The following is a 14,310-nucleotide window of genomic DNA, read 5'->3' as shown; positions in this document are numbered from 1 at the left end:
TAATCATTTGCATAACACTTTAATTTTGTTTTCTTATCTTATAATAGTAAATATTCTGTAAAAATACAAATGTATTTTTCAAATAAACAGTTGCCAAAAATATCTTGTTGATATTCCCAATCAAAAATTATCATTTTAAAAAAGTGATGATCAGTATTTTATAATAGTGATAGTACAAAAAGAGCAGGAAACAATCACTTCTGATTGGAGCCCATTCAAACCTTCGCAAGTGAATGTTTATAAAATTTCAAGAAGTGTTGTAAATGCAAAAATTTGTTGACCTCCGAAAAAATAAATGATAGAATTCCAATATTATTTTATAAGTTTAATGAATGATTTAGCAGTGGAAGATTATCACTGACTGACATTTTCACACAACCGCATACAAGCAAGCGATGAAGGCTATGGATGACACTATAGCAGGAGCAGCTTCTGGAGAGACTGTACAAGATGCAGCGCCGAAGGATTCACAATCTCAGGCAAAAGGACAGAAGAGTAACGAATGATAAATTGTTATTCTGAACCCTTTAAGAGATTGGTATTATCCAATCTCTTTTTTTATTGTCCACTTTGTGATTGGACGGAAACAACACTCGTGAAAAAAACCATTGGGAAATGCAAGCTGGGCGAAAAATCACGTCCCTCTCTCCAAGACCAAGCAGGTTTGAAATCATTCACTATCAAGACCATAAAAGACGGGGGCGTACGAATTGGCTAAACAGGAATTAAAAAGAGATTTAAAAAATCGTCATGTACAACTAATTGCAATAGGAGGAACAATTGGTACCGGTTTATTTTTAGGATCCGGAAAAGCCATACAATTGGCAGGTCCATCCATCATCTTCTCCTATCTGATAATAGGGATTGCTTTGTTTTTTGTGATGAGGGCCCTAGGCGAATTGCTCTTATCCAATGCAGGGTATACGTCATTCACTGAATTCGCAACCGAATATGTCGGTCCATGGGCTGGCTTCGTGACCGGTTGGACCTATTGGTTCTGTTGGATCATGACCGCAATGGCCGATATCATAGCTGTCGGTGTCTATATACAATACTGGTTCGATATCCCTCAATGGATTCCGGCTCTAATATGCCTGGTCATCCTGTTAGGATTGAACCTATTGACCGTTAAGTTATTTGGCGAATTGGAATTCTGGTTTGCCATCATTAAAGTAATCACGATCATCGCCTTGATCATCGTAGGTATCATCTTATTGATCATCGGCTTCAATACCAATACCGGAACGGTTTCCCTAACGAACCTATGGAATCATGGAGGCATGTTCCCCAATGGCATTTCCGGATTCCTGTTATCTTTACAGTTGGTCGTCTTCTCCTTTGTAGGTGTCGAATTGGTCGGGGTTTCCGCCGCAGAAACGGCGAACCCGAGAAAGAACATTCCGTCTGCCATCAATAAAATCCCTGTCCGGATTTTACTTTTCTATGTGGGTGCCATATTCGTCATTCTCTGCGTCAACCCATGGACTCAACTGGATTCCACGAGCAGCCCATTTGTAGAGGTCTTTGCGTTAATCGGCATTCCTGTAGCTGCAGGGATCATCAACTTCGTCGTTTTGACATCTGCTGCTTCTGCATGCAACAGCGGTTTATTTTCAACAAGCCGAATACTCTATACGTTAAGCAGGAGTGGCGAAGCCCCTGCTAAACTGAAAAAATTAAATAAACAGGCTGTTCCAAGCAATGCCTTGTTTACATCAACAATCGTTGTATCACTTGGGGCATTATTAAGCAAACTGATACCGGAACAGGCATTTACCGTTGTGACGACCATCAGTGCCATCTGTTTCATATGGGTATGGAGCATAATCTTGATCTCCCATATCAAATATTCGAAAACAAGGCCTGACCTAAGAGCCGCATCAACTTTCAAGGCTCCTTTTACACCCTTTATCAATTACGTCATTTTAGGATTATTCCTGTTCATCCTTATCGTTATGCTATTCGCTGAAGCTACACGGCTATCACTGCTCATGACGCCAATCTGGTTCATACTCTTGGTGATACTATATAACTACCAGAAAAAAAGATAGAAAACGGATAAAGCCTTGAACTCAATATGAATTCAAGGCTTTATCCATTTCAACAAACACTTCAACTTTCCATCAGTGGACTCGGTTGCTAAAAATATATCAAGCAACCACATTAAATTTTATATCGAAATAGTGTAAGCTAATATATATCATCGGAACTTGTAAAAGAAGGGAAATCAATCATGTATGAATTTCCCTTCCCCGTTTGGTTCACCCATCCATCAGTGGCATTGAAGAAAAACCCCATTGGTGGACGTTTCACTTTATTTAATACGGAGGGGTTTGTTTAATGAAGATTATATATATCCTTACTCTAGTTCCTTTCATAGGCATACTAGGATTTCTACCTTTTGTTAATAGAATAGAACCTTATGTATTAGGGATGCCTTTCAATATGTTCTGGATGGCTATGTGGGTGGTCCTTACCTCTGGTATCTTGGGCATCATGTATAAGCTGGATCCCAGGAATCGGGAAGGTGACCAGGAATGAATATTGCTCTCTTAATCATTTTAGCATTTTTACTTCTGTCGATATTTTTAGGCATTCGCTCTTCAAAAGGAAAAGATATGGACTTGGAACAATGGACGGTGGGCGGACGTGGTTTTGGTGCAATATTCGTCTTTCTGCTGATGGCTGGGGAAATCTATACGACCTTCTCCTTCCTTGGCGGCAGCGGCTGGGCTTATGGCAAGGGCGCACCCGCTCTATATGTTCTTATTTACATTACTTTGTCTTACGTATTATCCTATTGGCTCCTTCCGGAAATATGGAAATATGCCAAAGAAAATAAACTGATGTCTCAATCCGATTTCTTTGTAAGCAAATATAAGAGTCCTAGTTTAGGAATTTTGGCTGCGCTTGTCGGTGTGGTGTCGATGATTCCAGTGATCGTCGTGCAGCTGAAAGGTTTGGGGATCATTGTCTCAGAAGCTTCTTATGGTGCCATCTCAATGTCTGCGGCGGTTTGGATGGGGGCGATCAGCCTTACCATTTATGTGATGATATCCGGTATACACGGTTCAGTTTGGACAGCAGTCATTAAAGATATCATGATGATTGCCATTATAGGATTCTTAGGGATTTATCTGCCCATTCATTACTTTGGTGGATTTCAGCCGATGTTTGAAGCGATTGATGCGGCAAAACCCGGTTTTCTAAAGTTCCCTGAGCAGGGACTTAGCGTTTCATGGTTTATCTCCACGGTAATATTGCTCGTATTCGGTTTCTATATGTGGCCCCAAGTTTTCAGCGCTGTTTATTCAGCGCGCAGCGGGAAGGTATTTCGAAAAAATGCCATCATCAGCCCTTTATATACACTCATGCTGTTATTCGTCTTTTTTGTAGGGTTTACAGCTATATTGAAAGTGCCTGGACTCGTTGGGGCAGATGCAGACCTCTCATTGCTGCGCCTTTCGATCGAGACCTTTGATCCATGGTTCATAGGCATAATCGGCGGAGCTGGATTGCTGACCGCATTGGTGCCTGGATCCATGCTTTTGATGAGCGTCACTACACTGCTCGCGAAAAATGTCTATAAGGAATTCGCACCTACAGTATCCGATCGGCACGTTGTAAGATTGGCAAAGTTCCTTGTTCCCATCATTGCCCTTATAGCCGTCTACTTCACCTTAAACGGCGGCGAAACGATGTCAGCATTAATTCTCATGGGATACAGTCTCATTACACAGCTATTCCCTTCCCTTCTCTTTAGTCTGAAGAAGAATAATCCAATCAATAAATATGGCGCAATCGCCGGCATCGTCACCGGATTAGCCATCGTAATCTGCATTACACTCAGTCATTCAACAATAGGGACCTTGTTTCCATCCTTGCCACAAGCAGCAAAAGATTTGAATGTCGGAATCATTGCCTTGGCAATCAATTTCCTTGTGATGATAACAGTAAGTCTTGCTTACAGGAAGCACGCGGTTCAGTTGGAACCTAAATCCGTTAACGATATATGAAGCGCTCATTGGCTGTTTATTTTGGATAAAGAAACATTAGAAGAGCATCGGAAGGCTCAGTCAAAAGACTGAGCCTTCCTTTATAATCGATATCCAAAGCATAATGTCCTTTTTCTCAAGATTGATTATAGGAAGTCTCATTTTAGACTACTACTCTTTTTTGTTTATAATCAAATCCCCTATTTTAACTAATAAATACAACGAAAAAATAATCATCAAGGTTCTGGCTACTACCAGACCATCAGTAGCTAAATCATATCCTTTAGGTATTAATAATTTAGGGTTAAAGCTAAAAGTAATCGATATTACGAAAGCTATTAAAATCAGGATGAAACCGAACTGAAATCTATTTGACATTAACATTCCGCCTTATATTAGGTTCGCAGTTAGCAGATAAAATGCTTCGTATTGCTTCCAAGACAACAAAAAAATACTCTTTTCAGGAGATTCTGGCTTTTACTCGTGAGTTTTACGCTTTTACTCGTGAATTTGGAGCAAATACTCGTGAGTTCCATGCATTTACTCGTGATTTGGAGCAAATACTCGTGAGTTTCACGCATTTACTCGTGAATTTGGAGCAAATACTCGTGAGTTTTACGCTTTTACTCGTGAATTTGGAGCAAATACTCGTGAGTTTCACGCTTTTACTCGTGAATTTGGAGCAAATACTCGTGAGTTTTACGCTTTTACTCGTGAATTCGGAGCAAATACTCGTGAGTTCCATGCCCGTTAATAAAACTCCCTTCCTTTTTACCTGATAACTTCAGTAATCCACTAAAGCCTTCCTTCCATCATTCAATGCTTTGACCATTTCCTTATATTCCTGTAACTCTTGTTCCAGTTTTTGTTTTCTATATACAATCATCCTCGAAACCTCTTTCGGGCTGGGCCCGCCTTGAATGCTTCTAATCTCCACAAAGTATTCGGGAGAGATTATTTTTTTCCATTCATCTTCTGCTATATTCACTGAAACGAATTCATTTATCATCTTGTTTATGTCTTGTGTGTCCCAATCATATAACTCTTTCCCTTCACTTATCGACCGTTTTGCAATATGGCTGGCTATGGAATGGGCTTTTCTAAATGATATCTCGTAATCTCTTGATAGGGTATCCGCTAATTCAGTAACCGTTATACTAGATTTTGCTGCCATTTTCTTTGTATGTTCTTCATTCACTTTCAAAGTTGATATGACGGCATACATCAGTTTCATGACACGGCCCGCATTCGAAAAGGCTCGATATAAATGCGGCTGTAAATCATCTTCCGTATCGACGATATCACCAAATGGTGTGTTGTGGATCATGTTCATGGCAGCAAGTGCGTCACCATACGCACTGCTTGCAATCGAACGGGAATGTTCAATTGATACTGGGTTTCTTTTTTGCGGCATGATGCTGCTCACTTGAACATAAGGATCTGCCACATGAAATGTACCAAACTCCCTTGTCACATGCTGCAGGAAATCTTGAATCCACCTTCCAGTGTTGACCATGCACGTCATGATGGCAGTTGCGGTTTCCAATAAATAATCGGCCCCACCTATCGAGTCATAGGAATTTTCAATAACCGAATCGAACCCAAGCAGTTCTGCAGTACGGTTCCGGCTGATTGGAAAACCAGTAGTCGTTAACGCAGCCGCGCCCAGAGGGGATTGGTTCACCGTTTCAAAGGCTGCCCATAACCTGCCAATATCCCTTTGGAGAACATCATAAATGGCTAAAAAGTAATGGCCTAATGTAGTCGGCTGAGCCGGTTGGGTATGTGTGTAACCAGTAATATATGTTTCTGTATGTTTTTCTGCCTGCACCAAGAATGCCTCACTCAATTGGTTTGCATAACCAATCAATTGGAGCAGATGACCTCTCAAAACTAGCCGGTACATCGCAACTCCCATATCATTACGGCTACGCCCGATATGAATTTTCCCTGCAAGCTCATGACCAATTTCCTCACCGACCTTTGCCTCCATCATGAAAAATAAGTCTTCGAATTGAGGCTGATAGGTCAGCTTGGTGAGATCTGTTTGGGCCACTTTCCGAATCCCATCCAGCATGGTTTTCGCCTCTTCTTCTTTAATGATCTTTTGTTCCGAAAGCATAATGACATGTGCTCGATGAATATCGAACATCACATGAAATAAGTAATCTCTTTGATCATTAAAAACTGGCATTAGAAGCTCTTCCGCATATGTTTTACCGGGAAAAACACTACCTTCATTTTTGATAAATTCTTCAAGCTTACTCATCTTTAAACCTCCGATTTATAAAGCTTTTTCCGCTTTGATTCCAAAAAACTTGTTCGAAATAAAGAGAACGATAACAATAAGCGTGATTTGAATCATCCCATAGGCAGCTGCCTGCCCCATATTGAACATCCGAAGCTGATTCATGATTTCAATGGATATGGGTCTGTTTGAAATCGTATACAACAAGACTGAGGTTGGAAATTCTCCTACAGACTCGATGAATGCCAATAATGTCCCTGATAAAACACCAGGCAGAATAATCGGTAAAATGACCTTTCTGAAGGTATAAAACCACTTTGCCCCCAAGTTTCTGGCCGCTTCCTCAACCGAGTCATCGAGCTGCTCCAGAACGGCGTTAGTCGAGCGGACAACGAGTGGAATATGTCTGATGAAATAGGCAAGTGGCAAAATCCAAAAAGTTCCTACCAATATTTGACCGAAAGAAAAAACGCTAGGTTCATTGAATGCGAATATCAAGTTCATCCCTATGACCGTTGCAGGCAACGCCCAAGGAATCATGACTAGAATATCAACAAAGCTTTTCCCTACGAATTTCCGTTTGACAAGAACATAGGACGCGATGACCCCAAACACCAGATTTGCCAGTGTGGCAATTACGGCCATCAGTAAACTATTCCGTAACGGTTTAAAGATATTGGGATCTTCAAACAATAGCCGGTAATTTTCCACATTAAATACTGTTGGGTACGTTTGGAATGTCCAAGTTCCATCCGGCACAAGTGAAAGCAATAGAATCGTGAAGTGCGGTAAAAGCAGAATAATTACGCCGATGATACCCGTTACGACCATCACCCATTTCATAAACGGATTTTCCACTTCATTCCTGTGTGCCCCAATTCCTTTGGAAGCCATGCGGTAATCTTTCCTATTCTGATACCAACGCATGAATAATAGAAATGAAATCGAAACAATGGATAGAATGACGGATTGAGTGGCGGCAATTTCCATATCTCCATTAATCTTCGAAAAATAAATTTGCAAGCTTAATACCCTGTACCCCCCAGCCAATAAAAACGGGGCGCTGAATGAAGCCATCGATATCATGAAAACAAGTAAAGAGGCGGCCACGATAGCAGGTGTCAATAATGGAAATGTCACCTTCCAAAATACCTTGAATTTATTTGCGCCTAAGTTATAAGCAGCTTCTTCTAGGGACGGATCAATTTTATTGATTGCAGCCGATACGGTCATATAAAAATATACATACATCGTATAGGCATGCACGATCAGTATTCCCGATACCCCGCCAATTTTAAATGGAACTTTATCGAGACCGAACAGATCCTTAATGGCATTTGGGATTAATCCCGATTCTCCATATAAAAACATAAAGGCCATAACCCCCACCAACGACGGAAGGACAATCGGCAATATCGCTGCTGATGAAAAGAAGCTTCTCCCTGGAAAATCATAACGGTTAAAAATGATTGCGAGAGGAATGCCAATCAAGGCACTGACCAATACACTCAATACGGATATATAAACGGAATTCCATAGAGCCTCTAAGTTCGTTTTCGATTCCTGTACGAAGAAGTCCTGATAATTTCCGAGGGATATCGATCCGTCTTTTTGCAAACTTTCTATAAAGGTTCTCAATGATGGGTAGAGTACATAAGCTACGAGCACCAATACAACTGGAATAAGGAGCCAAATCGTCAATCTGGTGTCACGGTTTTTAATCATGGTGCATCACCGCTAATGACAGGGAGAAGGCGTAGCTTTTTCTCAGGAAGTTGGACATGCACTTCCTTCCCTTGATAAAAGTATCCAAATTCATGAGTATTAAATACGTCCACCCTTAATAACACGTTTTGAACATCCACCATGACATTTACAACAGATCCAAAGAATTGGACAGAATGGATTTTACCTTTAAAGATATTCATTCCCTCTTCGGCCACATCCAGAATTCTGATTGCTTCAGGACGAATCGAAACAGCAAGGTCATTATCGGTCTGCAGAATTGAATTTCCTTCCCTATCTGGATTTTGTACATTGAATTTAAACGGTTGTTCACTGTTTTTAAGGGTAACCGCTATATTCTCTTGTTGAACGTTTTCCACATTAACGGGCAATAGATTAATCTCACCTATGAAACTCGCCACAAAGTCATTGGCCGGCTGATTATAAATTTCTGCCGGCGTCCCGACCTGGTGACATACACCATAATTGAACACAGCGATCCGATCACTCATGGATAATGCTTCAGCCTGATCATGTGTGACATAAATGGTGGTAATCTTATAATCACGCTGCAGTCTTAAGATTTCTACCCTCATTTCATCACGAAGCTTGGCATCCAGATTACTTAATGGCTCATCCAACAACAATATTTCCGGTTCAATGACCAGTGCTCTTGCAAGGGCAACACGCTGCTGCTGTCCTCCGCTCAACTGGCTCACTTGACGATTCGAGTAGCTCTCCAGCCTGACCTTTTGGAGGGCATCCAGCACTCTCCTCTTTAAGTCAGCTGAAGAAACTTTTCTCACACGCAAACCAAATGCAACATTATCAAAAACAGTCATGTGGGGAAAGAGGGCATAGTTTTGAAATACCATGCCTGTATTTCTTTTCTCCGGAGGTACACGCGTCATATCTTTGTCGCCAAATCGAACGACACCTTTTGTTGGATAATAAAAACCGGCAATCATTCGAAGCGTTGTCGTTTTACCGCAGCCACTTGGACCAAGAAAGGTAAAAAACTCTCCTTCTTTGATTTCCAGATTTAAATGGTCAACAGCTATCGTTTTCCCGAAGGCTTTTTGGACATTCTCCATTTTTATTGACGCCATCCAACGACACTTCCTTATTCTTTAATTTCTTTATCTCCACTTTTTATATTTTCGTCCCAATATTTCATCCACTCATCACCATTTTTTTGGAATGCATTCCAATCGATATCCATCGCTTTAATTTCGGTTTCCGTGATCCATTCCGGTAAATCCTTCACATCACTTCTGGTCGGAATCCTGTAAAATTCTTCTGCCAAAGTTTTTGCGGCTTCTGGTGAATTGACAAACTCATAAAAGGCTTCAGCCGCTTTTGGATGCTTGGCACCTTCAACGATGGCGATACCTTCTGTCAATACGGGAGTTCCGCTTTCTGGAATGACGAACTCAAACGGATAATTTTTATTTTCTTTCAGCATGACAACATCCGGCATTGCCCATACGGAAAGGGAGCCCTCACCTTTAGCTACCTTGTTATACATCATTTCCGGGTTCGCTGAATATTCCTTCGTGTTTTGGTCAAGCTTCTTTAACCAGTCATATCCTTCTTGGGGATCATTCGTATCCTTATACGTACGATAGATCATCGCAGAAAAAATTGTCCTCATCGTTCCGGAGGCCAACGGATAGCGGATGATGATTTCATCTTTCCATTTCGGATCAAGCAGCTCATCCCAATCTTTCGGCACTTCGTCTTTTGACAGTTCTTTGCTGTTATACATGATGACTTCCGGTGTCTGGCTCGTTCCCGTCCAATACCATTCCGGATCGTGGAACCCTTCTTCGAGACTATCGGAATAGGTAGGCTTATAAGCAGAAAGCAGTCCATCATCCTTTGCTTGATTGAAGTTCGTAGAAGGTGCTCCCCACCAAACGTCTGCCTGCGGATTATTTTTCTCTGATCGAACACGGTCAAGGATTTCCTGGGACCCCATATCAAGCCACTCAACATCAATACCATATTTATCTTCGAACTGCTTTTCGAACTTTGATAAAATATCTTTGCCATGCGGAGAATAAACGACGATTTTATCTTCCAACTCACCTTTTTCTCCCTTGGAACCGCCAGACTCCGAATTCGTTTTCGTATTTGAACCGTTACATCCTGAAATCAATAGAGCTGCCGATAAGACCAGAACTGAAACAAGCGACTTTTTCCTACATTTCATAAATAATCCCCCTCATCACGAAAATTCAAAATGCCATCATGTTCCCTTAAGAATAGGGAAACCGCCCCTAATACTCCTGCGTTTTCTCCCAATTGAGAAGTTTTCATTTCTACTAAACTTGGAAGATATCGATCAACGATCTCCCGAATTCTAGGTAAAATGTATTCAGATGAATTTAATACACCACCTCCTAAAATAATCACCTCTGGATTTAGCAAACTAGCCGCATTGACAATTCCGCAGGCTAAATGTTCGATGGCTTCATTAATGACGGCCATCGCTGTCGTGTCTCCTTTTTTTGCGGACAAAAAAGCATCTTCCCCCGATAGTTCGGAAGATTGGGCCCGTTCGAATAAAAAATGATGAGGATCCTTAAGAACAGCTCTGGTAAATTGACCGCCAATCGATTTTCCACCTGCGACACTTTCCAAATAGCCGTACCTATGGAAAACCGGCTTGAATTCACGCTTCATATCCTCTTTATCAGTTACCATATATCCCATTTCCCCAGCTGCACTGGATGCCCCTCTGTATAACTGATTATTCAAGATAATGCCGCTTCCTATCCCCGTGCCAACCGCAATGAACAGTAAATTCCGCTTATTTTGTGCATTACCCAGCCATTGTTCTCCAAGCGCAGCCGCGTTTACATCATTGTCGAGAAAAATGGGGAAATCAAAATACCTTTTCGCTTCGGCTATAAACGGATACTGTACCCACCCTAAACTCGGTGCCTCTATGACTAATCCGCTTGCCGTTTGCGTTATACCAGGAATCCCGACTCCCATCCCTAATATCCTGTCCTTTCCAATCTGCTTCTTTGCAATTAACCGTTCCGTTTCAATCGCCATTTGTTTAAGAAGACCTGAATGTAAATAAGTGCTTGTTGAAAAACTAGCTTCGGCAAGGATGTTGCCAATTAAATCACATAAAACGATTTTCACTTTCGTCCCGCCTATATCGACCCCTATGATATAGGCAGCCTTCTCATTGAAAAAGAGCTGGATAGGCCTCCTTCCACCTTGAGAAGAGGATTCTCCTATCCCTTTCTCAAATACCCATTTCTCCTGTATAAGTTCATCCACGGCCAGGGAAACGGTCGGTTTACTTAGCTTAAGCTTAACGGCGATTTCAGCTCTCGATATGGGTGAACATTCTTGGATGCATTGAATGATTCTTTTTTTATTAACGTATTTTTGATGACTGGGTGTTCTTTTAAAACTCATCACATCACGGCCTTACATCATTTAGTTAGTAAATCTTCCTAATTAAGTAAAAATATAACTTAAACACAATCTGCGCACAAGTTATAATTCTGAATATTTTAAATACTCACCTTTTAATAGTTACTTCGAATTATTTACATTTATAACCATTAGTGCTATTTATTAGATAAGTTTTTCATCTGGTTAGTTAGAAAATATTACTAACCTACATTTTTTTCTTCACAAAAGCTTGGGTATTTTATTAAGGTTGAAGGGGGTTAAAAGAAAATGAAAAAAGCTTTTTTATCGTTGCTTTCCCTTTTGCTAGTTCTTGCATTATTGCCGTTTGGAGGTTCCGCTGCAAATCCGGAGGAAGCCAAAGTTGAGTTATGGAATGCGGTCAAGCCACTCGAGACGACCGTGACATTCTTAAACAGCGGTGCCCATCCTGATGATGAGCGCAGTGACTTTCTCGCTTATCTATCGAGAGGGTTAGGGGTGAAGACATCCAGCCTGATTGCAAACCGGGGTGAAGGAGGACAAAATGAAATTGGGGATGAACTGGACAATGCTCTTGGAATCATCCGTTCAAGGGAAATGATAGAAGCTGCAAAAATCACCGGAGTTAAGGCCTATCATCTAAGTGAAACAACCTCTGATCCCATCTATGATTTCGGATTCTCTAAAACACCAGAGGAAACATTGGGAAAATGGGGCGAGGAACTCACGTATGAACGGCTTATCCGCTTTATTCGGACGTATCAGCCTGATATATTGATGCCATCCTTCCAAAATGATGATACCCAGCATGGACATCATCGAACAATGACAATCTTAAGCGAACGTGCCTTTAAGGATGCCGCTGATCCTACTGTTTTTCCAAAACAATTGAAACAAGGTCTATCGGTATGGCAAGTGAAAAAGTTATATTTACCTGTTTCCTCCGCAGATCAAGCAACCACTTCGATTGAAATCGGTAAATATGATCCAATATACGGTATTACTTACCCACAGCTTGGAGAACAATCCCGGTATCTGCATAAAAGCCAAGGCATGGGCTCTGATATCCCTGCAGCACCGCGCCAGGTCCATCTGGATTTGAAGCAAAGCGCCGTTGATACAAAAAGCCAGTCGGACCTGTTTGCAGGCATACCTTATGATTTTACTGAATGGGCTGAAAAACTCCCTCGCTCAGCATCAAAATTAAAAGGTGAATTTAAATATCTACAACGGAATTTAGATGCTGTTATTGAAGCTTATCCAAATGATAAACGGGTTTTTTCAACTTCCCAAACGGCTCTCGCCAATGTTCGTTCAATTACTGCGCAAATCAAAAAGGCAAAGCTAAGCCCTGCCATGAAAAACGACTTACTTCATAAGCTCTCATTAAAAGAAGAGCAATTACAAAATGTCAGTTATGTCTCTTCAGGACTGGATGTTCAAGCTAAAGCAGCGTCAATGATCCTTACAAAAGGCCAGAATACGAACGTAACCATAACGGTGAGGAATAACGGGAAACAAACATTGAAAAAAGTCGCTGCTGCATTGAACGTACCTAAAGGATGGAAGGCTAAAACAAAAGCTAAAGAAGTCAATCTAGCACCAAATAAATCAACGACAATAACCTACCAGGTCGAAGTCCCTGAAGATGCAGCCTATTATCATGCTTATGATGAATCAACAATTACAACCAGCATTTCTTATAAATACGGCAGCACCAAAACCGCCATCATGGAAGAATTGGATGGAACGATTGCTGTCCTTCCTGACGTTGGTCTTAACCTATCCCCTGAAGATATCGTGGTAAATACATCAGATGTAAAAGAAAAAATACCAGTGACCGTAACCTTGAAAAATTATACAAAAGGAAAAACAGCAGCAAAGGTCGCTTTAAAAATTCCTGAAAATTGGGAAGTTCATCCCAAAAAAACCACCGTATCATTTAATGAAAAATCAGAAGAAAAACAAGTGAAGTTCACTCTAACACCACCGAAGGCAATTCAAAATGGTGAATTTCAGGTTAAGGCAGTTGCCACGGTCAATGGAAAAACCTTTGATTCAACCATTCAGGAGATTTCCTATGACCATATCGGAACCTTCTATTACCGATATCCAGCTGCAATCAATACCGTTGCATTTGAGCTTTTGATGCCAGCTTCATTAAAAGTGGGTTACATTGAGAGTGGATTTGATAAAGTGGCAGATTACTTAAGCAACGCTGGCCTTAACATCACAAAGTTAACTGCAGCTGATTTAGCTGAAGGTGATTTAAGCCAATACGACACGATCGTTACAGGCATACGTGCCTATCTATCCAGGGAAGATCTAAAGGCAAATAACGCGCGCTTACTTGAATATGTGGAAAACGGCGGTCATCTCGTCGTTCAGTACCATAAACCGGGTGATGGATGGGATGCCCAGAAAACTGCCCCATATCCACTTACCCTCGGGAATCCTTCCATTCGCTGGCGGGTAACCGATGAAAATGCCACGGTCAACGTGTCTAAACCAGAATCAGCGCTTTTTAACTATCCAAACAAAATAACAACGGACGATTGGAACAATTGGGTTCAAGAAAGAGGATTGTACTTCCCAATGAAACGGGACGAACGGTTTGAAACATTCATTTCCATGGCTGATCCGAATGAAGAACCATTTGATGGCGGAATCCTCATGGCTAAATACGGTAAAGGCACCTACCTCTACACTAACCTGGTCCTATACAGGCAAATTCAAGGTCAGGTTCCAGGCGGATATCGAATCATGACGAACCTGATTAGTTACGGTTCCAAGTAAATAAAAAAGAAACCTATGCAGGTGTTGATTGCATAGGTTTCTTTTCTTATTTTACTCTAAAAAAAGTTATGCACAAAGATAAGGGAAAGGCTTATGCGTTTGGGTTTTCCCGCATTTCTTTGTCCA

The 14,310-nt window shown here is 41.2% G+C and carries 11 protein-coding genes and 1 riboswitch; of the genes, 5 read left to right on the top strand and 6 right to left on the bottom strand.

Annotated elements, in window-relative coordinates:
• Window positions 1-422: 422 nt before the first annotated feature.
• Window positions 423-501: riboswitch (glycine riboswitch) on the top strand.
• Between the two features lie 209 nt (window positions 502-710).
• The 3 genes from ACDZ29_RS13955 (at window position 711) to ACDZ29_RS13945 (ending at window position 4,016) form a co-directional block, all read left to right on the top strand.
• Window positions 711-2,051 (top strand): amino acid permease, encoded by a 1,341-nt coding sequence (locus ACDZ29_RS13955; RefSeq protein ID WP_375091055.1) that lies wholly within the window; start codon window positions 711-713, stop codon window positions 2,049-2,051.
• Window positions 2,052-2,340: 289 nt separating this feature from the next.
• Window positions 2,341-2,541, top strand: coding sequence for a DUF3311 domain-containing protein (locus ACDZ29_RS13950; protein WP_289323683.1), 201 nt, complete (start codon window positions 2,341-2,343; stop codon window positions 2,539-2,541).
• Entirely contained in the window at window positions 2,538-4,016 is a 1,479-nt protein-coding gene (locus tag ACDZ29_RS13945; RefSeq protein ID WP_375091054.1) for a sodium:solute symporter, read from the top strand. The genes ACDZ29_RS13950 and ACDZ29_RS13945 overlap by 4 nt, the downstream gene beginning before the upstream one ends.
• Window positions 4,017-4,166: 150 nt before the next feature.
• Here the strand turns inward: ACDZ29_RS13945 and ACDZ29_RS13940 are convergent, their stop codons facing one another.
• Entirely contained in the window at window positions 4,167-4,373 is a 207-nt protein-coding gene (locus ACDZ29_RS13940) for a hypothetical protein (RefSeq protein WP_370013834.1), read from the bottom strand.
• Between ACDZ29_RS13940 and ACDZ29_RS13935 the strand changes: the two genes are divergently transcribed.
• The gene (locus ACDZ29_RS13935; RefSeq protein WP_375091053.1) at window positions 4,367-4,774 is read left to right on the top strand and encodes a hypothetical protein; all 408 of its coding nucleotides are present in this window, start codon (window positions 4,367-4,369) and stop codon (window positions 4,772-4,774) included. The genes ACDZ29_RS13940 and ACDZ29_RS13935 overlap by 7 nt on opposite strands.
• Before the next feature lie 5 nt (window positions 4,775-4,779).
• Here ACDZ29_RS13935 and argH read toward each other — a convergent pair whose 3' ends face one another.
• From argH to ACDZ29_RS13910, 5 genes are read right to left on the bottom strand one after another with little or no spacing between them, the layout of a single operon-like run.
• Window positions 4,780-6,264, bottom strand: a complete 1,485-nt coding sequence (argH, locus tag ACDZ29_RS13930; protein ID WP_289323679.1) for an argininosuccinate lyase — start codon at window positions 6,262-6,264, stop codon at window positions 4,780-4,782.
• Between the two features lie 15 nt (window positions 6,265-6,279).
• Window positions 6,280-7,968 carry an ABC transporter permease gene (locus ACDZ29_RS13925; protein WP_375091052.1) on the bottom strand — a complete coding sequence of 563 codons (1,689 nt, stop codon included), beginning with the start codon at window positions 7,966-7,968 and terminating at the stop codon, window positions 6,280-6,282.
• Window positions 7,965-9,077: an ABC transporter ATP-binding protein gene (locus ACDZ29_RS13920; RefSeq protein WP_375091051.1), complete on the bottom strand. Its 1,113-nt coding sequence runs from the start codon at window positions 9,075-9,077 to the stop codon at window positions 7,965-7,967. Before ACDZ29_RS13920 ends, ACDZ29_RS13925 begins: the two co-directional genes overlap by 4 nt.
• A gap of 14 nt (window positions 9,078-9,091) precedes the next feature.
• The gene (locus ACDZ29_RS13915) at window positions 9,092-10,183 is read right to left on the bottom strand and encodes an extracellular solute-binding protein (protein WP_375091050.1); all 1,092 of its coding nucleotides are present in this window, start codon (window positions 10,181-10,183) and stop codon (window positions 9,092-9,094) included.
• Window positions 10,180-11,409: an ROK family transcriptional regulator gene (locus tag ACDZ29_RS13910; RefSeq protein WP_370013828.1), complete on the bottom strand. Its 1,230-nt coding sequence runs from the start codon at window positions 11,407-11,409 to the stop codon at window positions 10,180-10,182. Before ACDZ29_RS13910 ends, ACDZ29_RS13915 begins: the two co-directional genes overlap by 4 nt.
• Window positions 11,410-11,676: 267 nt before the next feature.
• On the opposite strand from ACDZ29_RS13910, the gene ACDZ29_RS13905 reads away from it, so the two are divergent.
• A complete protein-coding gene (locus ACDZ29_RS13905; RefSeq protein ID WP_375091049.1) occupies window positions 11,677-14,184 on the top strand; it encodes an NEW3 domain-containing protein in 2,508 nt (835 codons plus the stop codon).
• The last annotated feature ends 126 nt before the right edge of the window (window positions 14,185-14,310 follow it).

Source organism: Peribacillus sp. RS7 (genome assembly GCF_041956845.1).
Lineage (GTDB): Bacteria > Bacillota > Bacilli > Bacillales > DSM-1321 > Peribacillus.
The sequence above is the reverse complement of the archived record's forward strand: the minus strand, read 5'-3'. Positions and strand labels throughout refer to the sequence as shown.

Coding starts and splice junctions, on each gene's coding strand:
- ACDZ29_RS13940 (WP_370013834.1), bottom strand. CDS start 4,373: ATGTCAAATAGATTTCAGTTCGGTTTCATCCTGATTTTAATAGCTTTC.
- ACDZ29_RS13920 (WP_375091051.1), bottom strand. CDS start 9,077: ATGGCGTCAATAAAAATGGAGAATGTCCAAAAAGCCTTCGGGAAAACG.
- ACDZ29_RS13950 (WP_289323683.1), top strand. CDS start 2,341: ATGAAGATTATATATATCCTTACTCTAGTTCCTTTCATAGGCATACTA.
- argH (WP_289323679.1), bottom strand. CDS start 6,264: ATGAGTAAGCTTGAAGAATTTATCAAAAATGAAGGTAGTGTTTTTCCC.
- ACDZ29_RS13915 (WP_375091050.1), bottom strand. CDS start 10,183: ATGAAATGTAGGAAAAAGTCGCTTGTTTCAGTTCTGGTCTTATCGGCA.
- ACDZ29_RS13925 (WP_375091052.1), bottom strand. CDS start 7,968: ATGATTAAAAACCGTGACACCAGATTGACGATTTGGCTCCTTATTCCA.
- ACDZ29_RS13905 (WP_375091049.1), top strand. CDS start 11,677: ATGAAAAAAGCTTTTTTATCGTTGCTTTCCCTTTTGCTAGTTCTTGCA.
- ACDZ29_RS13910 (WP_370013828.1), bottom strand. CDS start 11,409: ATGAGTTTTAAAAGAACACCCAGTCATCAAAAATACGTTAATAAAAAA.
- ACDZ29_RS13945 (WP_375091054.1), top strand. CDS start 2,538: ATGAATATTGCTCTCTTAATCATTTTAGCATTTTTACTTCTGTCGATA.